Genomic DNA, 22,768 nt, shown 5'->3' on the forward strand with positions numbered 1-22,768 from the left:
GGTTCACATCCCGCACGTCAGAGGGCGGCCCAGCACGTCAGGGGTCACCTCACCGTGGCCCCCGCTCTCGTCACCCTCCCGTACTGCTCCCGCACCTCCCGGTACCGCAGCAGCTCCGCGGCCACCGGATCGAGCACCCGGGCCCGGCCGCAGCCCGCGGCCGCCTCCCGCAGCCGGCGTTCCGCATCCAGGCCGTACCGCCGTGCCGGGCCGCGTGCCGCGATCCGGCAGCTCCACTCGACGAGCGGGCCACCGACGATGCCGGAGACCATCAGCAGCACCGGCACGCCCAGGTTGGGCGCCATGACGCCGACGATCTGCCCCAGCAGCCACAGCCCGCCCACGATCTGCAGAAGGGTCATGGCCGCCTGGACCAGTACGGCCACCGGCCACCAGCCCGGCCGCGGCGGACGCCCGGGCGGCAGTCCGGCCCGCGCCGCCAGGTCGTCCAGCGCCTCGGACAGTCCCTGGGACCCGCGGACGGCCGCCTCGCGCACCGCCTGCGCCCAGGGCGTGGGCAGCCCCGCCGAGGCCCGGTCGGCCACTGTGCGCACAGCCTGCTCGACCCGCTGGCGGGCTGTGGCCTCCTCTTCCGCCGGGGGGCGCGCGGGAAGCCGTCCCGTCATGGGTTCGCGCCGGCCCTGGCACCACCGCCACAGCCGCAGCCAGGGCGTGCCACAGGCCCGGTTGGCGTTGCGCAGCCAGGCGCGTTCGGCGGCCTCGCCGGCGGCGGTGGCGCCCACGGCGTCCGCGAGGCGGTCGGCGAACTCCTCCCGCGCGTCCTCGCTCAGACCGGCGCGCCGCCCGGTGCCGTACACGGGCCGCAGCCGGACCGCCGCGGCGTCCACGTCGGCCGCGATACGCCGGGCAGCCGCCCCGCGCTCGGCCACGAACTCCCCGAGCGCCTCGCGCAGGTCAGCCACGCCGTCGCCGGTGAGCGCGGACAGGGCGAGCACGATCGCGCCCGGTTCGCCGTACTCCCCCAGGGCGACGCCGTCCTCGTCGAGCAGCCGGCGCAGGTCGTCGAGGACCTGGTCGGCGGCCTCGCCGGGAAGCCGGTCGACCTGGTTGAGGACGACGAACATGACCTCCGCGTGGCCCGCCAGAGGCCGCAGATAGCGCTCGTGGAGCACCGCGTCGGCGTACTTCTCCGGGTCGACCACCCAGATGACCGCGTCGACCAGCCTCAGGATGCGGTCCACCTGCTCACGGTGCTCGACGGCCGCGGAGTCGTGGTCGGGCAGGTCGACGAGGACCAGTCCGCGCAGCTGACCGTCGTTCTCCGGGCTGTGCATCGGGCGCCGGCGCAGCCGTCCGGGGATGCCGAGCCGGTCGATCAGGGTCGCCGCGCCGTCGCTCCAGCTGCACACGATGGGCGCGGCGGTGGTCGGCCGCCGTACGCCGGTCTCCGAGATGGTCACCCCGGCGAGGGCGTTGAACAGCTGCGACTTGCCGCTGCCGGTGGCACCCGCGATGGCTACGACGGTGTGCTGGCCGGAGAGTTTGCGGCGCGCCGCCGCCTCGTCGAGGACCCGGCCCGCCTCGGCGAGCGCGCGGCCGTCGAGCCGGGTGCGGGAGAGCCCGACCAGTTCGCGCAGGGCGTCGAGGCGTGAGCGCAGCGGACCGTCGTAGGCAAGGGGGGTCACCGTCTGGGCGCTGGGTTTCCTGGGCTCGAAGGCGGGGCTCTGCTCGGCGGCAGCAGCGGCGGTGGCCTCGGTCACCCGCCGGGCGATGAGGCCGTCGTCCCAGACGTCCGCGGGGCCGGCCTCCGGTTCGGGGCCGCCGTCGTCCCGCACGCGCGCGTGCTGACCGTTGTTCGCCTGCTCGTCCTCGGCCTTCCCCGACGCGTTCTCCGCAGCCTTCGCGGAGGCCTCATCGGGGCGGCCCGGACGGGAGGTGCTGTCCGGACCGCCGTCACCGGGGACGCCGTTGCCGCGGTCCTCGGGGCCGGGCGCCTGGTGCGGGGAGACCTCGGCGGGGGGACCGGCGTGCCTGTTGTCGTCCATGTGATCCAGGTGATCGTTGCGAGCAGTGCGTTCCGGAATCCGTTCCGCGCTCCGTTCCGCGCTCCGTTCTGCGCTGCGTTCGGTACTCCGTTCGGTGCTGCGATCCGCACTGCGATCGCCGGGGTCGACGGCATCCAGGTTTTCCACGTGATCCAAGCGACCCATGTGATCGACGTGATCCACGTGATCGACGTGGCCCCTGTGGTCCTGGTCAGTGACGGCGGTCACCGGTCACCTCTCCTTCTGCAGTACGGACAGCGCGGCGATGAGTTCGGCCTGGGGCTCGGGACGGACCGCCAGGCCGTCGAGCGGGGCGAGGCGGCGTTCGCGTTCGCCGTGCATGACCCGGTCCACGTAGTCGGTGAGCAGCCGTCCGGCGCGGTCGCGCAGCCGCAGCGCGCCGTGGGCGCCGATCCGCTCACCGAGCCCCTCGCCGGCGGAGCGCGCCCGCCGGCCGCCCAGCAGCGCGGTGGCGACCAGGGCGGCGACGGCCTCCGGGTCCGGGGCGACGCTGCGGTCCAGCTCGCGCACCTCGTCCTCGGCGTACTCCTCGAGCTCGCGCCGCCACCGCCGTACGGCCAGGCCGATGCGGTGCTCGGCGCTCGCCAGGGACGGATCCCGGTCCGCGAGCCCCGGGGCGTCCGCGGCCGGCTCGCGCCGCCAGGCGTCGTCCACGCGCTCGTCGGCGGCGGTGACGGAGCACAGCAGCAGTGCCGCCAGGCTCTCCGCCAGGGCGTCGAGGAGCTCTCGGGCGGTGCAGTCGAGCGGGAAGGCACGCCAGCGCTTCAGCGCGTCCCCGGCGAGTACGGCCCCGGCCTGCAGTCGCCCCCGTACGCGCGCGTGCTCGCTGTCGTACGCCGCGTCGACGGCGGCCGTCAGCCGCAGGGCGGCCGCGTACTGGGCGGCGGCGGCGCTCGCCAGCTCGGGCAGGCGCGACTTGAGCGAGTCGAGGAGGCCGTACGCCGTACGTGCCATGACGCGCTGCCGGGCCCCGGAATCCTGCGCCTGCTGGACGAGCCAGGCCCGCAGCGCCGCCACGGCGGTGCCCGGCAGCAGGCCCCCGCCCCAGGCCGACTCGGGCAGCTCCGGCACGGTGAACCGGGGTACGTCGCCGAGGCCGGCCTTGGCGAGCAGCGCCCCGTACTGCCGCGAGACCTCGGAGACCACCTGGTGGGGCACCCGGTCGAGGACGGTCACCAGGGTGGCGTCGTACTCCTTGGCGGTCCGCAGCAGATGCCAGGGCACCGCGTCGGCGTAGCGGGCGGCCGTGGTCACCATCACCCAGATGTCGGCCGCGCAGATCAGTTCGGCCGCCAGGACGCGGTTGTCGGCGACCAGGGAGTCGATGTCGGGCGCGTCGAGCAGGGCGAGCCCGCGCGGGAGGCTGTCGGCGGTCTCGATCCGCAGCACGCGCCCCGGATCCTCCCCGGGAATCGCGAGGTCGTCCCCCGTGTCCTGCTGGGGCCTCCACACGCGCGTGAGGTCGGGCAGCACCCGCATCCCGCTGAACCAGTGATGGTCCTCCGGGTTGCAGACCAGCACCGGCGTCCTGGTCGTCGGCCGCAGCACGCTAGCCTCGCTGACCCGTCGCCCCACGAGCGAGTTGACCAGCGTCGACTTGCCCGCCCCGGTCGAACCTCCCACGACTGCCAGCAACGGCGCTTCGGGCTCCCGCAAGCGGGGCACCAAGTAGTCGTCGAGCTGTGCGAGCAGTTCGTCGCGGTTGGCACGCGCGCGTGGGGCCCCCGCCAGGGGCAGCGGGAAGCGTGCGGCGGCGACACGGTCGCGCAGGGTGGAGAGTGCGTCGAGCAGCTGAGGCCGTACGTCCAAGGTCACCACATGCGAAGAATGCCCAATTTTGGGGGAATTCTGAAGCATATAGACATGTCTGCGCGCCGAAGGGACACAACGGAACTAAGGGGCGACTGGGACGCGGGCACAGTCCAGGCATAACGAGTGCACAACACCCGCCGCGTTCGGACGTCAAAAGCGGTGCACGATTCGTACCTGCCTGCGATTATCAGGACCGCTTCACCGAACCTCCACATCGAGCCACGGAGGCGAAGCGACAGGGTCAAGGATCCGGGAGCCCTATCCTTGTCCCCGGCAACGTCACGGATCAGCCCACACCCGGGCACCAGGTACGAGGCCACCACACCCGGCCCCCGTAGCTCAGTGGATAGAGCAGGCGCCTTCTAAGCGCTTGGCCGCAGGTTCGAGTCCTGCCGGGGGCGCACACACCCTCTCCCTGCGAAAACGCGTGAGGGGTTCTTTGATGTCCGGATGCACATCGCTGTGAGACCAAGCGCCTTGACTGTCCACGATCGTGGATACATACCCCGACATCGGGGTTGCAGTTCGCGCCGAGGGACGCCTGGCTACCGCTCCTCGTCCAGTACCTGGGCAGCCGCGCGTGGGTCCATGAGGTTGGACCACGCCTGTTCGGCCGGGAGCAGGTCCCGCTCAGGCAGGGCGTACTCCGGATACCAGCCCTCAGCCTCGCAGCCGGGGACGTTGCGCAGGATCAGCACGGTCAGGTTCGGCGGAACGGAGCCGGTGATCCGGACGGCGAGGTAGGTCTCGTGGCCGTCGTCCGCACGCACCTGAAGGCCAAGGGTGAAGGTGTCGAACTCGCGTGTGTGCTCACGGCCGTCGCCCAGCGTGGCGTGCGCCAGGTCCAGCAGAGTCGCCCGCAGGCGGCGCACGAAGCGGACACCGGCCTCGGCGCGGTACCGGACATGGTCCTCGCGTGCGGGCAGGAGGTGAGCGGTGTGTGTCGCGGTCTTCAGCCCGTCGGAATGTTCCGCGTTGTAGCGAGCCCGGACGGCACGGCCGTCGGCCTCCAGGGCTGCATAGAAGTCATCGCCCGAGCCGTCCTCGCGCCGACCCGCCGCGACCAGCCACGGCAGATCGGCGTCCAGCCATACCGCGCCGCGCCATCGCTGCACCTTGACCTTGAACAGCACCTGGTCGTCCACGGACCGGATGCGTTCGTGCTTGCCGTCCTCGTCCGCGAACTGCTCGGACGCTTTGGCCGGCACCGGGTGGTCGATCTCGTCCAGCGGCACCGTGACCGGCGGCACCGCGAGGCACAAATCCTCGCGTAAGCAGCGCAGCGTCGGGCGGGCCGGGCCCAGCCGGCCGGGTCCGCTCATTCCTCGATTCCCCCGACCGCGTCGATCTCCTCCGCGGTCAGCCCGGTCAGCAGCATCACATCCGACTTCAGCGAGCCATCCAGCACACTGAGCGCCTCCACCATGCCGGACCGCAGATCCTCACGGCGCTGCTCCAGATACGCCCGGACCGCCTCGGCCACCAGGTCCTTCTTCGTCAGCCCCAGGAAATGAGCGCCCTGGCTGATCAACTTGTCCGTCGCCGGGTCCACCTTCAGCGGGGACTGGCGTACCGGCTTCGCCGCCGTCGTCATCGTCAACACCTCCGCCGCCATAGTACCTAAATACCTCACGGTGTAGTTGTTCCGGCGTCACCGCTGTCGAACGCCCTGGCTCTGGCCGACGGCACGCGCACCAGCTCATGGCAGCCGACTCGGAACGGTGGGACACCGGCAGCCCGGCAGCGATGACGAACGCCTCGTCCTGCCGGCCGGCTGCCAGACCCCGGCAGCCATCCGCCGCCGCGGCCGGGCGAGGCTGACCTCATGGCCGGCCGGCCGTGACGCGCGCGGCGCCGACGCGGTCGTGGCCACCGCGCTGGACGCGGCCCCGGCCCAGCACACCGCACTGGCCTGTGCCCTTCGCACGCCGGTGTGTTCACCCGTCCGCGTCACCCGGGTGGCGGGTTCCCTTCCGCAGGGATCCCCTTGAGATCATGAGCGACAACGGCGGCGCCCCGTTCTCCGGCGGGGAGCGCGGTGAGCTGGACGAACTACGGCGTCGACTGAGCGCCTTGGAGACCGCCGGGCCACCGCGGGCGGCGGGCCATCACCGGTTCCGCTCGCTCGGCTCGGTCCTGCTGATCCTTTTCGCCGCGCTGCTGTCGCTGTTGTCCGTCGTCGCGGTGTGGGCGAACAGCATCGTGCGGGACACCGACCGCTACGTCGCCACCGTCGGACCGCTGGCCAGTGACCCCGATGTGCAGAAGGCGGTCACGAACCGGGTCACCGCCGCCGTGCTGGCACAGATCGACGTGGACACGCTGGTCAAGCAACTGTCGGACGCGGCTGCGCAGAAGGGTGTCCCGCCGCGGGCGGCACAGTTGCTGAACAGCCTGGACGGGCCGATCTCCAGCGGGCTGAAGCAGCTGGTCAGCAGCACAGTGGAGCGGGTGGTCACCAGCAGCGCCTTCGACACGGTCTGGGTGGACGCCAACCGCAGGGTGCACACGGCGCTCGACAAGGCCCTGACGGGCGAAGCGGCCGATGGCGCGGTCTCGCTGAAGGACAACCAGGTCGCCATCGACGTGGCTCCGATCATCGCCCAGGTGAAGGACCGGTTGGTCCGCGCCGGCTTCTCGCCCGCCGCGAAGATCCCGGATGTCCACACGAACTTCGTGGTGTTCGCCTCGAAGGACATCGGCGAGGTCAAGACGTACCTGCGAGTGCTGCAGATCCTCGGCGGCTGGCTGCCCCTCATCGCCCTGCTGATGGCCGCCGCCGGGGTGTACGTGGCGTACAACCGCCGGCACGCGCTGATCGGGGCCGCACTGGCGGTGTTCGTCGCCATGCTGGTCCTCGGTATCGCCCTCACCGTCGCGCGCGACGTCTACCTGGACCGTCTGCCGCCCGGGACGTCCCAGGCAGCCGCCGGAGCCGTGTACGACGCTCTGGTCAAGTTCCTGCGCGCCGCCGTCCGGGCGCTCGCCGCGGTCGCTCTCTTCACCGCTGTCGGCGCCTTCCTGCTCGGTCCCTCCCGGCTCGCCGTGCTCACTCGTAAGGGCTGCCGCAGGAGCATTGCCGCGCTGCGCGATGTGGCGGCGTCGGCAGGGCTTCGCCTGGGTGCGGTCGGGCGGTTCGTTCACCGCTTCAAGCACTGGATCGGGGTCGCCATCCTGGCCGTCGCGGCGATCGTCCTGTTCACCTGGACCTACCCGACCACGATGGTCGTGGTCTGGACAGCGGTGCTCACCCTGGTCGCCTTCGCGATCCGCGAATTCCTGGACGCCGGCACCACCCCGCCCGCCGACTCCCGCGCCGGTGGGCCCGCTCGCTGACAGGTCATCCACCGGTGGCGAAGCCGGGGAAGAGAGTCATGCCGCCGTCCACGTAGAGGGTGGTGCCCACGACGTAGTCCATGAGGTCCGAGGAGAGGCCGACGACGGCGTTCGCGATGTCCTCGGGGTCGCCGATGCGCTTGTAGGGAATCAGCCGCAGCAGGTCTTCCTGGGCCTCGGGCGTCTCCCAGGCGCTGCGGTTGATCGGTGTCTTGACGGCTCCCGGGGCCACCGCGTTCACGCGGACCTTCTTCGGTGCGAGTTCCTGGGCCAGGGTCTGCATCATCATCTGCAGGCCGCCCTTGGAGGAGGCGTAGTTCGCGTGTCCCGCCCACGGGATGAGCTGGTGCACCGAGCTCATGCAGATGATCTTTCCTGCGGCGCTGGAGACCTCCGGGACGACCCCGCGCCGCAGGAACTCCTTCGTCGCCTCCCGGGCACACAGGAACTGGCCCGTGAGGTTGACGTCCAGTACCTTCTGCCACTGGGCGAGGGTCATCTCGGTGAAGGGGGCGTCGCGCTGAAGGCCGGCGTTGGCGACCAGGATGTCGATCGTCCCGAACTCCTGGATCATCCGGTCCAGCATGGCGACGACCTGCTCCTCGTTGGAGACGTCCGCCTCGTACGCGGCAGCGCGCACGCCGAAGGAGGCGATCTCCGCGACCACTTTCTCGGCGTCCTCGCGGCCGGCCACGTAGTTGACGACGACGTCGGCGCCGGCCCGGCCGAGCGCGATGGCCGTTGCCTTGCCGATTCCTGAGTTGGCGCCGGTGACCAGTGCCTTCTGGCCCTTGAGGATGTGCGCGGGAATCACGTCCCGACGACGTACGTCGTCCGCGGTGGAGTTCACGGTGGTCTGCCTCCTTGCTCGGTGCCCCGGGCCCGCAGGACTACGTCCGGCGTCTTCCGGGCGCCAAGGGATCAACGCCGGCGGGCCCGGGAACGGATCGTCACCGAACCGCCCCTCCTCCTGCGCGTGTCCGTCAGCCGCTCTGCTCGACGTGCGGATGGATCGGACCCCGAAGGACGGGGCTCGGCCGGTACGGCGGAGGACGGCGCCCAGCCGGGGCCCGTCGAGACGGCGTACCAGCTCCGTCAGCGCCAGAACTGTGTCTCCGGCCGGGCCATCGGTCCGCCGAAGCACGGGTGGATACCGCTGCCGAATCCCAGGTGCTGGTTGTCCGGCCGGCCGGGGTCGAAGCGGTCGGCGTGCTCGAAGCGGTCCGGATCCCGGCTGCCCGAGGCGGGCATGAGCATGATCTGCGAGCCCTTGTCCCTCACGAGCCTATGCCGTGCGGACGTCGCCCGCACCCGGGGAATGCGGGGGGGGTGCGGGCGCGTGCCGGTGCCAGGGAAAAGAGCCGTGCGAAGGCACCAGGTTCCCGCTCGACGCTCCGGCCGCCGCGGGCCATGCACAGCAACGGCCCCGCCCCGTGTGACAACCCCTCTGTGGCTGACCTGACTTGTCACGCCTGCATGCGGTCGAGGGCGTCGTCGAGAGTGGTGGCGGCCATGATGAGGGAGAGATGGGTGAAAGCCTGGGGGAAGTTGCCGAGCTGTTCGCCGCTCGGACCGACTTCCTCGGCGAACAGGCCCACATGGTTGGCGTACGTCTGCATCTTCTCGAACGCGTAGCGCGCCTGTCGGACCCGGCCCGCCCGGGCGAGCGCGTCGACGTAGAGGAAGGTGCAGAGGCTGAAGGTGCCCTCGGAGCCGCGCAGACCGTCCGGAGACGCCGTCGGGTCGTAGCGGTAGACGAGGCTGTCCGAGACGAGGGTGCGGTCCATCGCATCGAGCGTCGACAGCCAGCCGGGACTCTTGGGCGCCAGAAAGCCGACGCGGGGAATGAGCAGCAGCGACGCATCAAGGACGTGGCCGTCGTAGTGCTGGACCAGGGCCTGTTCCTTGTCGCTCCACCCCCGTTCCATCACCTGTTCCAGGATGGCGTCGCGCGCGGCGGTCCAGCCGGATATGTCGGCAGGGCGGCTGAACTCCCGCGCCAGGCGCAGCCCGCGGTCGAAGGCGACCCAGCACATCACCCGGCTGTACGTGAAGTCCTTGCGACCGCCGCGGGTCTCCCAGATGCCCTCGTCCGGCCGGTCCCAGGCAGCCGCGAGCCAGTCCAGGGTCGAGGCGAGCCCCTTCCAGCCGTGGTATCCGGTCTGGTTTCCCACGTCCCGGCCCTCGGCCAGGGCATAGAGCGCCTCGCCGTAGATGTCGAGCTGCAGTTGGTCCATCGCCGCGTTCCCAGCCCGTACCGGGGCGGACCCGCGGTACCCCTCGAAGTGGTCGAGGATCTCCTCCGGGATGTCAGGGTCTCCGTCGACCCGGTACATGATCTGGAGACGTTCACCCGGCACCTCGGCACGGTCACGCATCCGGTCGCCGAGCCAGCGCGTGAACCGGGCCGCCTCGTCGACGAACCCCAGGTCCAACAGCGCCCGCACGGACAGGCTCCCGTCGCGGACCCACGTGTACCGGTAGTCCCAGTTGCGCTCGCCGCCGACCTGTTCGGGAAGCCCCGTGGTGGCCGCGGCGACCGGTGCGCCCGTCGGGGCGTAGGTGAGGAGCTTGAGGGTGATGGCCGAGCGGTTCACCATGGCCGGCCACCGGCCGCGATAGCGGGAGGTCCGAAGCCAGCTCTGCCAGAACTCGCCCACGACGAAGAGCTGATCGGTCAACTCCTCCAACGTGACGGGGGCAGGCGGCTCCCCGCCGGTGTCGCAGACGGTGAAGGCGGCGGCGGCTGTCTGTCCGGCCTCGAGTGTGATCTCGCTCCGGACGTCCCGCCCGTCGCGCTGCAGGGGGAACGTCGCCTGGAGGTAACCGGTCTGCGCCGGCGCCCGGAACACGGCTGTCCCGGATGTCAGACCGAGGTCATGAGCGGCCCGCCCGTAGTCGAAGCGGGGCCGGCATTCCAGAGCGAAGCGCACGGTGCCGCGCACGGCGCGTACGAGACGCACCACGGCGTGCCGGTCCGTCGGTGTGAGGGTCGTGTCCGGTGGCATGCAGTCGATGACCTCACCGACGCCTGCCGGTGACATGAACCGCGTCACCAGCACGGCGGTGTCCGGGTAGTAGAGCTGCTTGCAGACAGCCTCACGGTCCTGCGGGGCGAACATGAAGTGTCCGCCGCGGTCGTGGTCGAGCAGGGAGGCGAAGACGCTCGGGGAGTCGAACCGGGGAGCGGCGAACCAGTCGATCACACCGCCGGAGGAGACCAGAGCAGCGGTCTGCAAGTCACCGATCAGACCATGGTCGGCGATGGGCGGATAGCGGTCCATGGTGACTCCCGTACGTTCGTCGGGTTTGTCCGTACGTCGGGTTCGGTCGGGCGGGCTTCCCGGGAAAAAAGGGAGAACCAAGTCAGCTCCGAACGAGGGCCCGTCCGGCCCGACTGCGGCTCCTCACGGCTCATGGGAACCCGTCGGGGCCACCCGCTGCGCGCCGCCCACTGCCAGGTCATGGCAGAAGGAGGAGCTGCGATGATCCTGTCGTTCCCAGCGCGAGCATGACGGGGCCGCCCTGAATGTCGGCATCCCGTTCAGGAGGCCCGAAGGGGCTCCCAGCGTTCCGGCGGTTCCCACACCGCTGCGTCCATTGCATCACCCTGGCCGTCCGGGCGCACTTCGAAGTCTGGCTCCGCTTCGCCGGATGACGAACCGCCGTCCTCTTGGCGATGTACCGAGCGCGCACCGGTCTTCCCGCCCGCCCCGCCGCAATGCCCGCCATTCCTCGCTGGTGCACGCCGCGAGGAATGGCGGGACACCGCAGGAAGTGCGCCGTGGCGCGGCAGGATCAGTCGGCCAGCCGGTCCCGGGCAGGAGGGGGTGGGCACCGGCCAGGTCCTCGCGGCCGACACGCCTCGTGGTCTGGCTTGCGGCGGTCGTCGTGTACCTGGTGACAGCGGTGCTGACCTGGTTGGTCCGCTGAACCTGGATTCCCCGTCGTCGTTCAGATCGGCGTTCGCGGGACGAGGTGAAGAAGGCCGCATGAGAGCGCCGTCGCCATGGCAACCCCGTGCCCTGGCCAAGCTCCCCCGAGGCTCGGCGGCGCGCGTTTGAGTCGCACGCAGGGTGCCCAGGATTGCAGCATGAGTAGCTGGGGGGATCTGGCGGGCCAAACGGCCAGTGCGCTCGTAGGGACGTTGGCCGGCGGGGCCATCGCGGTGCACGTGGCCCGCTGGCAAACCGCAAGGACCATCGAGGCCCAAGCTGAACTCGCTGCTTCTCAGGAAGCTGCCAACAGCGCGTTGGCACGTCGGCAATGGACGCAGCAGCGCTCCGCCGAGGCTGCGCAGCGGCTCTTGGAACGGCTGGCAGAGCTTTGTGCATGGCTGCCCTCACTCCCAGACCTGGGCCTGGAGGAGCCTGAGTTGAGCCTGCGGGCTCGTGAGCATTGCGCAGCGGCCCTCAACTCGGTCCGTCATGGCATGCAAACCGATCTCCTCTCCATAGGGGACGATCACGTTCGCGCCCGGTACAGGACTCTGGTGCGGTTGTGCTTCGACGTCGGGTGGCGAGGCGTCGGCCAGGGCAACCGCGAGCGCCAGGTTCGCGACGTCCGCGGGTACCTGCGCTATGTCCAGTTCACTCTTGAGGCCTTGATCGACGGCAGCCCCTTGCCGGATGACTGTGAGGCGCCAGTGCTTGAGCGGAGTGGCAGCGCTCCTTGGCTGCCTCCAGTGGTGCCCTGGTACTGGCGAGACCCAGCCGACGGCAGTTGAAGACCGGCTGTACGTGGTCGCGCGCTTCGCGCTTCCGCCGTCCGCGCGTCTGCCGTACGGCAGTGAAGTTCCGGGCCCGCGCGGGAGGCCACGATTACAGTCGCCGACGAGGAGGGAGAGACGGCGTGCGACTTCGCTGTGCTGTGCTGGACGACTTCCAGGGGGTGGCGACCCGGTTCGCCGACTGGTCGGTGATCGAGGACGAGGTGGAGGTCGTCGCGCTGCGCGAGCACCTCGCCGACGAGGACGCCCTGGCCGCGGCGCTCGCCGGCTTCGACATCGTGGTCACGCTGCGCGAGCGGGTGCCGTTCCCCGCCTCGCTGCTCGCCCGCCTGCCCCGGCTGCGGCTGCTGATCGCCTCCGGTAGGCGCAACAGCGTCGTCGACTACGCCGCCGCCGAGGCGCACGGCGTCACCGTGTGCGGTACGGCGAGTTCGTCCACCCCGCCGGTCGAACTGACCTGGGCCCTGCTGCTCGGCCTCGCCCGCTGCATCGTCGAGGAGAGCAACGCCCTGCGCTCCGGCGGCCCCTGGCAGTCCACGGTGGGCGCCGACCTGCACGGCCGCCGGCTCGGGCTGCTCGGGCTCGGGAAGATCGGCAGCCGGGTGGCGCAGGTGGGGCTCGCCTTCGGCATGCACGTCAGCGCCTGGAGCCAGAACCTCACCAAGGAGCGCGCCGACGAGGTGGGCGTCGACCTCGCCCCGTCCAAGGAGGCGCTACTGGAGTCGAGCGACTTCGTCTCCGTGCACCTGGCCCTCGGCGACCGCACCCGCGGCCTGCTCGGCCCCGCGGAACTCGCCCTGATGAAGCCGACCGCGTACCTGGTCAACACCTCCCGGGCGGCCATCGTCGACCAGGACGCCCTGCTGTCCGCGCTCCACGAGGGCCGTATCGCGGGCGCCGCCGTCGACGTCTTCGACACCGAGCCCCTCCCGGCCGGCCACCCCCTGCGTACCGCGCCCCGCCTGCTGGCCACTCCTCACCTGGGCTACGTCTCACGGGCCAACTACACGACGTACTACGGCCAGGCGGTGGAGAACATCCGGGCGTACCTGTCGGGCTGTCCGGTACGGCGGCTGCCCTGACGACCGGCCGGCCGGTCGCACGGCGGTCGCTACGCGTACCGGTAGATCCGGCTGTGGTCCCGGAGTTCCTCCGGTGTCACGTCCCACGGCGGCATCTTCTCGTGCCGTGCGACGACCCGGCCGTGCTGGGCGTCGCCCGCGGCGAGCGGTCTCGCGGGGAGATAGCGGGCGTTCGGGTGCCGCCGTTGCCAGCGGGACCAGAGCAGGTCGACGAAGGCGTGGTGCATCCAGAAGACGGGGTCGTTGGCGGAGGCGCCGCCCACCATGTGGCCGCCGACCCAGCGGTGGACCCGGTTGTGGTTGAGCCATGAGGCGGCGCCCTTCCCGGGCCCCCACCCCTCCAGTCTGTTGCGGAACCCCTTGGCGGACGTGGAGTTCCACGGCGCCGTGTCGTAGACGGGATCGGCGAGGGCCGCCTCCACGTCCCTGGCCGTCGGCAGTGCGATCGGGTTCCCGGAGCGGCCCAGGTCGCGCTGGAGGAACGCGGTGTCGGTGACTCCCACCTTGATGGTCCACTTCCCGTTGCGGTGGGCGAAGGGGCCCGTCATGACCTGCCGGTCGGAACTCCGCCCGGTGCCGCCGAGCAGGTCGTCGGTCCACGGTACGGCCCTCGGAGTGCGATCGCGCGTCCAGTCCCAGTACGGGACGGTCACCGACTCGTCCACGCGGCGCAGAGCCCGCTCCAGATCCAGCAGGAACCTGCGGTGCCAGGGCAGGAAGGAGGGTGCCATGTGGGCCGCGCGCAGGCCGCTTTCGCCGTCGGGCTTGTAGTACTCGATGTGCGTGCGTACCAACTCGTCGTACTCGCCGCGGCGCTTGATCTCGAGGAACGCCGTGACGAGCCGACGCCGCTCGGACCGGGTGAGCGTGCTGACGTCCTTACGCGTGTACACCACTGCGATGATCCCCCTCGACTCCCGTGTGGCCGCTCGCCGCACCGCTGCCGGTCATACGGCCGCCGCTGTCGTCCGGCGTGCCGAGCCGCTCGGCGGGGCCGAGTTCGTCGACGGCCGCGCGCGCGGCTGCGAGCGGTGTCGGATAGGACTGGTAGTGGTCGACCATGGTCATCCAGCTGCCGTCCGCCCTGCGCATCAGGTGCAGCGGCTGTCCGTCCACGGTGACCTGCCACCCGCCGGAGCCGTCGTACCCGGACCGTCCGTCGCGGTGCCTGACACCGACGAGACGGCGCCGGCGGTATGTCTCCTCGAACCCGGCCTCCGCCGGCCCGGCCGATCCCGACGCCGCCAGGACCGGTGCGAGCGCCGCCCCGGCGCCCGACGCCAGCAGGCCCAGCAGTACCCGCCTGCGGCCGGGAGAGCGCGTTTGGTTGGTGGTTGAGGTCACCGCGGCACTCTACCGACGGGCCGGAAAGGGCCTGTGCGTTCTCTCACCCGAGCGGAGTATTCGTAGCCATGCGACCACACGGATGAGGGATTCTTTTTTTCCGGCGCCCATTGAGCCGGCAGAGGGAATTGCGACACCGTTCCCGACGAATCCGGGAAGGACGTGTGCCACTCGCTTTTCACGCCCCTGGGCAACACCGAAGGCCGACTCCGCGGGGCGCGGAATCGGCCTCTTCGGAGCGACGCCCTGCAACGCCGGAAACGGCGGGCATCGCGGCCGGGAAAACCTCAGCTGTGCAGCGGAAGACCGCCCAGCAGCGACTTGCCGCCGGTCAGGCCCTTGGCCGTGCCCTGCACCGTGTTCAGCACCGAGTCCTTCTTCTTGGTGTCGAGCGCGTCCAGCTTCTGCACCGGCCCCGCCTGGACGGGACCCTTGGTGAGGGTGTCCGCCACGCTGTTGAGGCTGGTGCTCGTGACGTCGGTGGCGTTCTGGGCGAACGCGGGCGCGGCAGCACCGGCAATGACCAGGGACCCGGCGACGACGGCGGCAGCCTTCAGAGACTTCATCGTGTTCCTTTCTTCGGCCGCGTGCGCAGCCGGAGGAAATGTCTGACGCCGTACCCAACGATCCCCGGTCGGTCCGGTAACTCCGCACACAGAGATGGCCGAGTCCTCATATGAGATTTACAAGCGGCATTCCGACACACTTGTCCGGTTTCACCGGATCAAATGCTTTAGCGGCTAGTGTTACGCACCTCCCTACGCGCCCCTATGGCACGCACTTCGCCTTCGTGCGCCCCCTCTGACACCGCTACCTTTTCCGAAAGGGAAACGCCGGTCATGCGCAATCCTCTTGTCCCACTACTGCACCGTGTGACGGCAGGCGCTCTCGTCCTCGCCGGGAGTTGGGCATCCGCCGCCGCCCCGGCGACGGCGGCCGGCGCCCCGCCTTCACCGGAGGCGAGCCGTGTCGCGTTCGCCGAGCGGTACCACGCACTGCAGCACGGCGGCATCGTCCGCGCGGCCAACTCCTCCATCAGCTGCCGTATGACAGGGGCGGCTGGAAGGCCCCTGCAGTCGACGGCGCACGCCTGCACGGCCGCCCGCTCCGGCGAGGCCCGGGTGAACGGCCAGTTCGACACGGACTACATCGACGTCGACCGGGACCCGAACACCTACAACTCCTCCCAGGCGGAGGTCCGTCTGCCCGAGGGCTCCCGGGTCAGCTACGCACGGCTGTACTGGGGCGGCAACCTCCGTGTCGGCGAGCAGAAGCCACCCAAGGACAACGGGCGGGTGCTGATCGCCGAACCCGGCGGGCAGTACAAGGAGGTCCTCGCGGACACGGTCGTCGGCCACCGGGTGGCGAACGGCGCGGACGCCTTCCAGGCCTCGGCGGACGTCACGAAGCTGGTGCGGGAGAGCAAGCCGGGTCTGTACACCGTGGCGCAGGTCAACGTGGCGATGGGCAGGTCGGCGGCCGGCGCGTGGGGCGGCTGGACGCTGGTGGTGGCGTACGAGAACCCGGCGGCGCCACTGCGGCACCTCGCCCTCTGGGACGGCTTCGACGCGCTGAAGCGCGGTGCGGGACAGGAGGTCCGGCTGCCGGGGCTGCGCTTCCCCGCCGGCGCGGGCGGTCGCGCGGGTCTGGTCACGTACGACGGTGACCGCGGCATCACCGGCGACACGCTCACCCTCCGGGCCACCCGGGCGGGTACGCCCGCTCAGCGCCCTCGCATCACGGTCACCTCCCTCACCGACCCGGACAACCCGGTCGACGACGTCCTGAACTCCACGATCAGCGAGCCCGGGACGGCCGCGCCGCGGCGTGTCCCGGCGTACGCCAACACCCTCGGCTACGACTCCGACGTCCTCGATCTCGGCCCAGGTCTGCGGGGCGGCGGCGACCAGCTGGCCTTCCGGCTCACGTCGCAGCGGGACGTGGCATGGGCCGGCGCGCTGTTCGTCGCCGTCGACGCGCAGCGGTGAGGCGCGTTCCCTGCCGTCCCGAGCACCACCCCGAGCGAGGACATCGCGCATGCATCTGTCACCGACCCCCTCTCGGCCGCGGGTCCTCCACGTTGCCCAGCCCGTGGAGGGCGGCGTCGCCCGCGTCGTGACGGACCTGGTACGGGCACAGCGCGCGGACGGTCTGGCCGTCACGACGGCCTGCCCCGACGGCGCGCTCACGGCAGGGCTCAGGGCGCTCGGCGCCGACGTACGGCACTGGCACGCCACGCGGTCGCCGGGTCCGTCGCTCGTCCGGGAGGTGCGGCACCTCGCCCGTGTGATCGACGAGGTGCGCCCCGATCTGGTGCACGCCCACAGCGCCAAGGCCGGGCTCGCCGGGCGGCTCGCCGTGCGGGGGCGGATCCCCACCGTGTTCCAGCCGCACGCCTGGTCGTTCGAGGCGGTCGGCGGGGCCGGCTCGGCACTCGCGCTGGCGTGGGAGCGGTGGGGGGCGCGCTGGGCCTCGCGGGTGGTGTGCGTGAGCGAGGCGGAGCGCACCACTGGCGTGCGCGCCGGGATCGACGGACGGTGGAGCGTCATCCCCAACGGTGTGGACACCCGGCGCTTCCACCCCGCCCCGGCCGGCACCGTACGGGCCGGCCTGGAGCCGTTGCGCGGGGTCGGTCCCGCCGCACCGCTCGTCGTCTGCGTGGGGCGGCTGTGCCGGCAGAAGGGACAGGACGTCCTGCTGACGGCGTGGCGTGCCGTCGCCCGCAGGGTGCCCGGTGCGCGTCTCGTCCTGGCCGGCGACGGGCCGGACCGGGACCGGCTGCGGGCGCGGGCGCCGAAGTCCGTGCTGTTCGTGGGAGCCGTCGCCGACACCGCGCCCTGGTACCAGGCCGCGGATCTCGTCGTTCTGCCGTCCCGCTGGGAGGGCATGGCGCTGGCCCCACTGGAGGCGATGGCCTGCGGGCGGCCGGTGGTGGTCACGGACGTCGACGGTGCCCGCGAGAGCCTGCCGTCCTCCGTCACCGCCCGGTGCCTGGTCCCGCCGGAGAACCCGGTGGTGCTGGCCGGGGCTGTGGCCGAACTGCTGCTCGACCCGCTGCTGCGCGAGTCGCTCGGCCACCGGGGGCGCCGACACGTGCTGTCCACACACGACGTGCGGCACACCGCCGAGGCGGTCGCGGACGTCTACCGCGACCTGGTCGGCGCATGGCCCGCAGGGCGCGTCGCGCCCATCGAGCACAGGGAGTCCATCCACTCGTGACCGCGGAAAGCACCGTTCCCTCCCCCGGCGCACAGCCCCGGGAGCTCGGATTCTCGCCCGTCTCGGTCCTGCCGCCGCGGGGCACCGCCCCGGGTGTCCGGTTCCCCTCCCACAGGCCGCCCCCACGGCCGGCCTCGCCGGTGCCGCCGCTCGTCCTGGACGGCGCGGCCGCCCTGCTGGGCGCCCTGACGCTGACCGGAACCCAGCTGCGCCCGCTCCCCGTCACCCTGCTGCTCGCCGCGTCGCTGCTGCTGGGCCCGCCCCGCGCGCACCCCCCGGTACCGGAGGTCCTGCGCGAACTGCCCACCGTCTGCGGCCGGACCGCCGTGGCCTGGCTCGCGCTCGCGGCACTGGTGGCGGCATACCGGCCGGACCACGCGCTGTCCGCCCGCACCCTGCTGGCCGGCTTCGCCGTGCAGGCGGCGGCGAGCTGCGCGCTGCGCGCCGCCGTGTACGCGAGGTGGCGCTCCGTACTGTCGCGCCACCCGTGCACCGCGCTCGTCATCGGCCCGGCCGCGACCGCGCAGCGCGTGGCCGCCGCCGTGCTGCGGCATCCGTCGTGCGGAGTGCGGCCCGTGGGGATCGCGGCGGAGCGCCCGGACGGCACCGAGGGACTACCGGTGCTGACGACCGGTGAGGAGATCGAGCGGGCGGTCATCCAGAACGGGGTGCGGGCGGTGCTGGCCGTCCACCCCTCCGTACGGGCCCGGCAGGGACCGCTGCTGCGCACGCTGGCCGAGGCGGGCTGCGAGGTGTGGGAGGTCGACGCGGGCTCTCCGTCGTACGCGGCGCAGGAGCGGCTGGCCGGGTTCCCCTGCCGGCGTCTGGAGATGTCCGCCGCGCGCAGCGGCAGCGCGGGCAAGCGGATGCTCGACATCCTCGTGTCGGGAACCCTGTTGCTGCTGGCCGGCCCCCTGCTGCTGGCGTGCGCGGTGGCGCTGCGGGTCAGCGACGGGCCGGGCGTGGTGTTCCGGCAGGAACGCATCGGCAAGGACGGAAATCCGTTCACGCTGCTGAAGTTCCGCACGCACCGCCCGGCCGACGAGCACGAGGCGGCGACCCGGTGGAGCGTGGCGAACGAGAACGAGATGCGTGGTTTCTGCCGCATGCTGCGGCGCACCTCGCTCGACGAACTGCTGCAGTTGTGGAACGTGCTCCGGGGCGACATGAGTCTGGTCGGCCCGCGCCCCGAACGGCCGTTCTTCGTCGCGCAGTTCAGCCAGACCTATCCCGGTTACGCGGCCCGCCACCGCATGCGCACCGGTATCACCGGGCTCGCCCAGATCCACGGACTGCGCGGCGACACCTCGATCGAGGACCGCTGCCGGTTCGACAACGCCTACATCGACAACTGGTCGCTGTGGCAGGACGTCTGCATCCTGCTGCGTACCGCGGCCACGCTCGTTCGTCCGACGGGGAGCTGAGAGCCGTGGGCCTCACGCTGACGCTGCTCCCGCGCCGGGGCACCGCCCTGCCACCGGTCCTGCCCGTGGCCGCCGTGCCCGCCCTGCTGGCGCTGCCGCCCACCCCGGGCGGCGTGGGCGGCGCGGGTCCCGCCGACGTCGTGTCCGGGCTGGCGGTGCTGTACTGCGCGATCCGCCTCGTACGGGACCGGCGGCGCCCCTTGTCCCGTACGGCCGCCGTGGTGCTGGGTCTGCCGGTCGTCGGGCTCGCCCTCGCTGCCGTGGGGGCGCCCTCACCCTGGGCCGGTGTCACCGGCATGGGCCGCTGTCTGCAGGTCTTCGTGCTCGTCCCGGCGGCGGTCCTGCTGCTGGTCCGCGACCGGGGCGACTTCCGGCTGCTGGCCTGGTCGTTGGTGGGGCTCGCCCTGTGGCAGGGGGCCGTCGGAGTGCACCAGTACGTCACCCGGACCGGTGCCTCCTACCAGGGTGAGGACATCCGCGCCGTCGGCACCTTCGGGCCGCAGGACGTGATGGGCATGGCCACGGTGGTCGCCGTCGGCCTGGTGTGCGCGATCGGTCTCGCGCTCGGCCGGGCCTCCCTGCGACAGCGGTCGGCCGCCATCGGGTGCGCGCTGGCCCTGCTGGCGCCGCTCGCGCTGTCCTTCAGCCGGGGCGCGTGGATCGCGACGGCCGTGACCTGTGCGGCGCAGCTGGCACTGGCCGGGCTGCGGCGCGCGCTGAAGGTGGCCGCGGCCGTGGCCGCCGCGGGCGTCGTCCTGGTGGGCGGCCTCGGCGTCGGCACGGCGATGCTGCAGGAGCGGATCGACAGCATCACGCGGATCACCGACGCTCCCGACCAGTCCGTCGTCGACCGGTACACCCTGTGGGCGGCCGCGACCGGGATGTGGCGCGACCACCCGGTCACCGGCGTCGGTCTGAAGGGCTTCCCCGAGTACCGGGACGGGTACGCGTCGCCGGCGCTGTCGGCCGGCAGCGACACGGAGGGCGCGGGGGCGGCGTACCGGAGGCAGCCGCTGCTGTCGCCGCACAACATGTATCTGCTGGTGCTGAGCGAGCAGGGCCTGACCGGCCTGTCGGCGCTCGCCGGGAGCTGGCTGGCGCTGCTGGTGTGCGGGCTGCGGGGTCTGTCGCGGACGCGGGCGTCACGGGGGCCCGGCCTCGACTGCGGGCTCGTCGCCTGCGGACTGCTGGTCTGGCTGCTGACCGACTTCCTGTACGCCGACATCGGCGGCCCCTCCACCGTGCTGACCGCGGTGTGCTTCGGGCTGGCGGCCTGGTGGGCGCTGGCCGGGCACGGCGAGAGGGCGGGCGCGGCGTCGGTTCCGGTGCCGCGGAGCGTCGAGGAGGCCGTGGCGCGATGACGATGACGCCGCCTCAGAGCCCACGGACTCCGCGGGCTTCCGCTTCCGGGACCGACCGGGCGGCCCTGCCCGCGGCGCGGGCCGCGGACGGCACGGACCTCACCGCGGTCTCCCGGAGGTTCCTCGCCAAGGCCACCCTGATCACGGCGTCGCTGTCGGTCGCCGGGGCGCTGCTCGGCCTGGTGCGCGACCAGGCGCTGGCCCGGCTGTTCGGGGCGGGCAGCGAGACGGACGCCTTCCTGGTCGCGTGGACCGTGCCGGAGTTCGCCTCCACGCTGCTCATCGAGGACGGGCTGGCCTTCGTGCTGATCCCGGCGTTCAGCATGGCCCTGGCCCGACGCGCCCAGGGCGCTCCCGGAGACCCGGTCCGCTCTCTGGTGGCCGGCACTCTGCCCCGTCTGTCCCTCGGTTTCGTCGCCGTGTCCGCGCTGGTCGCCGCCGGTGCCCCCTACCTGGTCGGGGCTCTGGCACCCGGCCTGCCCGATCCCCGTCTCGCCGTCGACTGCACCCGGCTGACGGCGACCTGCGTGCTGACCTTCGGGCTCGCCGGGTACTGCAGCGCGGCCCTGCGGGCGCATCGGAGCTTCCTGGCCCCCGCGACGATCTACGTCGCCTACAACACCGGCATCATCGCCACGATGGCCCTGCTCGGCGGAGGCTGGGGCGTGCGATCGGCCGCGGCCGGGGTCGCGGCCGGCGGCTGCCTGATGGTGGCGGTCCAGATTCCCTCGCTCTTGCGGCAGCTGAAGAGCCGTACGCCCGCCTCCGGTGACACCGGGGTCGAGACACGCCCGATGCGCCTCTCCCTGCTCGGCGCTGTTCTGCTCTTCGCCCTGTGCCGCCAGTCCCAGGTCCTGATCGAACGGTTCCTCGCCTCCACCCTCCCCGCCGGAGCCATCTCGCACCTCAACTACGCGCAGAAGGTGGCCCAGATCCCCATGACGCTGTCGCTGATGCTGTGCACCGTCACCTTCCCGGTGGTCGCACGGGCGCTCGCGGACGGCGACACGGAACGGGCCCGCGCCCGTGTGGAGCGGGACCTGGCCCTGGCTTCCTGGCTGCTGCTCCTCGGCGCGTCCACGGTGATCGCCTGCGCCCCGCAGATCACCGAACTGCTCTTCCAGCGGGGCGCGTTCACGGCGTGGGACACGGCGGCGACGGCGGGCGTCCTGCGCGTGTACGCCCTCGGGCTGCTCGGCCAGACCGTGGTGGGCGTCCTGATCCGCTCGTACTTCTCGGCGGGGCGGCCCACCTGGTATCCGGTCGGCGCCATGGCGGCGGGCATCATCGCGACCTCCTGGATCGGGGTGGTGACCGTGGGCCCGTGGGGCGTGCCCGGTATCGCCGCCGCCAACGCCGCCGGCATCACCGTCACGGCCGCACTGCTGCTCGCGGGCCTCGCGGGCAAGCCCGAAGGCCGCGTCCCGCGCGGGGTCCCGATCCGTGTCCGGCAGGTGCTGGCCGAGCTGAGCAGGCCGCTGCGCGCCGCGGCGGTCGCGACGGCGGCGGGGGCGGCGGCCGCGAGTGGACTCGAGTCCCCGGTGGCGGGGCTCATGACCGGCTGCGTGACCGTGACCGCGGTGTTCCTCCCGCTCAGCCGGGTCCTGGGCGCCGAGGGCTGCGCGTCCGCACTCCATTCCGTACGTACCGTCACACGGAGGCTGACGCATGGCCGTTCCCGTTGATTCCCCCGTCACCGGCACCGTCCGCGCGGCGCGCTTCCGCCCGGCCCCCTGGGTGGCGATGTACCACTCCGTGGGGGACTGCTCGGACGACCCGTACCGCATCACGGTCACCCCCGAGCGGCTGGAACGGCAGCTGGCCTGGCTGCGCCGGCGCGGGCTGCGCGGTGTGTCCCTGCGCGAGTTGTTCGCCGCCCGCGCCCGGGGGCGGGGACGGAGCCTGGTCGGTCTCACCTTCGACGACGGATACGCCGACTTCCTCACCCACGCCCTTCCGGCACTGCTCCGCTGGAACTGCGGCGCCACCCTCTTCGTCCTGCCCGGACGCCTCGGCGGCGTCAACTCCTGGGACCCGCTCGGCCCGCGCAAGCCGCTGCTGACCGCCGACGGCGTCCGGCGCGTGGCCGCCGAGGGCGTGGAGATCGGCTCGCACGGGCTGACCCACGTCGATCTGACCCGGGCCGACGACATCACCCTGAAGACGGAGGTCGCCGACAGCAGGGCGCTGCTGGCGGAGCTGACCGGCGCTCCGGTCGACGGCTTCTGCTACCCCTACGGCACGGTCGACCGGCGCGCCGTCGCCGCCGTACGGGAAGCCGGATACGCCTACGCCTGTGCCATCGATCCCGGCCCGCTGACCGGCCCGCACGCCCTCCCGCGGCTGCACGTCGGCCAGAACGACACGGCCTGGCGGCTCCACCTCAAGCGCAAGCTGCACCTGCTGCGCCGGCGCCCCGTGGCGGGTGTGTGAC

General features: G+C 72.1%; 20 protein-coding genes and 1 tRNA gene. 11 read left to right on the plus strand and 10 right to left on the minus strand.

The window, feature by feature from the left end:
• Nucleotides 1-44: 44 nt before the first annotated feature.
• A complete protein-coding gene (locus tag ACIBBH_RS25995) occupies nucleotides 45-2,006 on the minus strand; it encodes a GTPase (protein ID WP_399408477.1) in 1,962 nt (653 codons plus the stop codon).
• Nucleotides 2,007-2,237: 231 nt separating this feature from the next.
• Nucleotides 2,238-3,845 carry a dynamin family protein gene (locus ACIBBH_RS26000; RefSeq protein WP_399408479.1) on the minus strand — a complete coding sequence of 536 codons (1,608 nt, stop codon included), beginning with the start codon at nucleotides 3,843-3,845 and terminating at the stop codon, nucleotides 2,238-2,240.
• A gap of 322 nt (nucleotides 3,846-4,167) precedes the next feature.
• On the opposite strand from ACIBBH_RS26000, the gene ACIBBH_RS26005 reads away from it, so the two are divergent.
• Nucleotides 4,168-4,240: transfer RNA gene (locus tag ACIBBH_RS26005), tRNA-Arg, on the plus strand.
• A 144-nt stretch (nucleotides 4,241-4,384) separates the two neighbouring features.
• Here ACIBBH_RS26005 and ACIBBH_RS26010 read toward each other — a convergent pair.
• Nucleotides 4,385-5,161, minus strand: coding sequence for a hypothetical protein (locus ACIBBH_RS26010; protein ID WP_399408481.1), 777 nt, complete (start codon nucleotides 5,159-5,161; stop codon nucleotides 4,385-4,387).
• Entirely contained in the window at nucleotides 5,158-5,433 is a 276-nt protein-coding gene (locus tag ACIBBH_RS26015; protein ID WP_361880148.1) for a hypothetical protein, read from the minus strand. Before ACIBBH_RS26015 ends, ACIBBH_RS26010 begins: the two co-directional genes overlap by 4 nt.
• Before the next feature lie 127 nt (nucleotides 5,434-5,560).
• Between ACIBBH_RS26015 and ACIBBH_RS26020 the strand changes: the two genes are divergently transcribed.
• Nucleotides 5,561-5,830 carry a hypothetical protein gene (locus ACIBBH_RS26020; protein WP_399408484.1) on the plus strand — a complete coding sequence of 90 codons (270 nt, stop codon included), beginning with the start codon at nucleotides 5,561-5,563 and terminating at the stop codon, nucleotides 5,828-5,830.
• 4 nt (nucleotides 5,831-5,834) lie between these two features.
• Nucleotides 5,835-7,175, plus strand: coding sequence for a hypothetical protein (locus ACIBBH_RS26025; RefSeq protein ID WP_399408486.1), 1,341 nt, complete (start codon nucleotides 5,835-5,837; stop codon nucleotides 7,173-7,175).
• A gap of 4 nt (nucleotides 7,176-7,179) precedes the next feature.
• Here ACIBBH_RS26025 and ACIBBH_RS26030 read toward each other — a convergent pair whose 3' ends face one another.
• From ACIBBH_RS26030 to ACIBBH_RS26040, 3 genes are all read right to left on the minus strand, one after another.
• Entirely contained in the window at nucleotides 7,180-7,974 is a 795-nt protein-coding gene (locus tag ACIBBH_RS26030) for an SDR family oxidoreductase (protein ID WP_399408625.1), read from the minus strand.
• Between the two features lie 296 nt (nucleotides 7,975-8,270).
• Nucleotides 8,271-8,456, minus strand: a complete 186-nt coding sequence (locus ACIBBH_RS26035; protein ID WP_399408488.1) for a cytochrome P450 — start codon at nucleotides 8,454-8,456, stop codon at nucleotides 8,271-8,273.
• A 185-nt stretch (nucleotides 8,457-8,641) separates the two neighbouring features.
• Nucleotides 8,642-10,459: a glycoside hydrolase family 15 protein gene (locus ACIBBH_RS26040; protein ID WP_399408490.1), complete on the minus strand. Its 1,818-nt coding sequence runs from the start codon at nucleotides 10,457-10,459 to the stop codon at nucleotides 8,642-8,644.
• A gap of 809 nt (nucleotides 10,460-11,268) precedes the next feature.
• Between ACIBBH_RS26040 and ACIBBH_RS26045 the strand changes: the two genes are divergently transcribed.
• Nucleotides 11,269-11,901, plus strand: coding sequence for a hypothetical protein (locus ACIBBH_RS26045; RefSeq protein WP_399408492.1), 633 nt, complete (start codon nucleotides 11,269-11,271; stop codon nucleotides 11,899-11,901).
• Nucleotides 11,902-12,026: 125 nt separating this feature from the next.
• The gene (locus ACIBBH_RS26050; RefSeq protein WP_399408494.1) at nucleotides 12,027-12,986 is read left to right on the plus strand and encodes a D-2-hydroxyacid dehydrogenase family protein; all 960 of its coding nucleotides are present in this window, start codon (nucleotides 12,027-12,029) and stop codon (nucleotides 12,984-12,986) included.
• Between the two features lie 29 nt (nucleotides 12,987-13,015).
• Here ACIBBH_RS26050 and ACIBBH_RS26055 read toward each other — a convergent pair whose 3' ends face one another.
• From ACIBBH_RS26055 to ACIBBH_RS26065, 3 genes are all read right to left on the minus strand, one after another.
• Entirely contained in the window at nucleotides 13,016-13,882 is an 867-nt protein-coding gene (locus tag ACIBBH_RS26055; protein WP_399408496.1) for a tyrosinase family protein, read from the minus strand.
• A complete protein-coding gene (locus ACIBBH_RS26060) occupies nucleotides 13,866-14,330 on the minus strand; it encodes a tyrosinase family oxidase copper chaperone (protein ID WP_399408498.1) in 465 nt (154 codons plus the stop codon). Before ACIBBH_RS26060 ends, ACIBBH_RS26055 begins: the two co-directional genes overlap by 17 nt.
• Nucleotides 14,331-14,617: 287 nt before the next feature.
• Nucleotides 14,618-14,896: a hypothetical protein gene (locus tag ACIBBH_RS26065; RefSeq protein WP_399408500.1), complete on the minus strand. Its 279-nt coding sequence runs from the start codon at nucleotides 14,894-14,896 to the stop codon at nucleotides 14,618-14,620.
• Nucleotides 14,897-15,169: 273 nt separating this feature from the next.
• Here ACIBBH_RS26065 and ACIBBH_RS26070 point away from each other — a divergent pair, with 273 nt between their 5' ends.
• From ACIBBH_RS26070 to ACIBBH_RS26095, 6 genes are read left to right on the plus strand one after another with little or no spacing between them, the layout of a single operon-like run.
• Nucleotides 15,170-16,318 carry a DUF3344 domain-containing protein gene (locus tag ACIBBH_RS26070; RefSeq protein ID WP_399408501.1) on the plus strand — a complete coding sequence of 383 codons (1,149 nt, stop codon included), beginning with the start codon at nucleotides 15,170-15,172 and terminating at the stop codon, nucleotides 16,316-16,318.
• Nucleotides 16,319-16,367: 49 nt separating this feature from the next.
• The gene (locus tag ACIBBH_RS26075; protein WP_399408503.1) at nucleotides 16,368-17,549 is read left to right on the plus strand and encodes a glycosyltransferase; all 1,182 of its coding nucleotides are present in this window, start codon (nucleotides 16,368-16,370) and stop codon (nucleotides 17,547-17,549) included.
• Complete coding sequence (locus ACIBBH_RS26080; RefSeq protein WP_399408505.1) at nucleotides 17,546-18,973, plus strand: exopolysaccharide biosynthesis polyprenyl glycosylphosphotransferase; 1,428 nt, start codon at nucleotides 17,546-17,548, stop codon at nucleotides 18,971-18,973. Before ACIBBH_RS26075 ends, ACIBBH_RS26080 begins: the two co-directional genes overlap by 4 nt.
• Before the next feature lie 5 nt (nucleotides 18,974-18,978).
• On the plus strand, nucleotides 18,979-20,334 hold the full coding sequence (locus tag ACIBBH_RS26085) for an O-antigen ligase family protein (RefSeq protein ID WP_399408507.1): 1,356 nt from the start codon (nucleotides 18,979-18,981) through the stop codon (nucleotides 20,332-20,334).
• A complete protein-coding gene (gene murJ / locus ACIBBH_RS26090) occupies nucleotides 20,331-22,019 on the plus strand; it encodes a murein biosynthesis integral membrane protein MurJ (protein WP_399408509.1) in 1,689 nt (562 codons plus the stop codon). Before ACIBBH_RS26085 ends, murJ begins: the two co-directional genes overlap by 4 nt.
• Nucleotides 22,003-22,767: a polysaccharide deacetylase family protein gene (locus ACIBBH_RS26095; RefSeq protein ID WP_399408511.1), complete on the plus strand. Its 765-nt coding sequence runs from the start codon at nucleotides 22,003-22,005 to the stop codon at nucleotides 22,765-22,767. Before murJ ends, ACIBBH_RS26095 begins: the two co-directional genes overlap by 17 nt.
• The last annotated feature ends 1 nt before the right edge of the window (nucleotide 22,768 follow it).

The organism is Streptomyces sp. NPDC051636, from assembly GCF_044453765.1.
Lineage (GTDB): Bacteria > Actinomycetota > Actinomycetes > Streptomycetales > Streptomycetaceae > Streptomyces.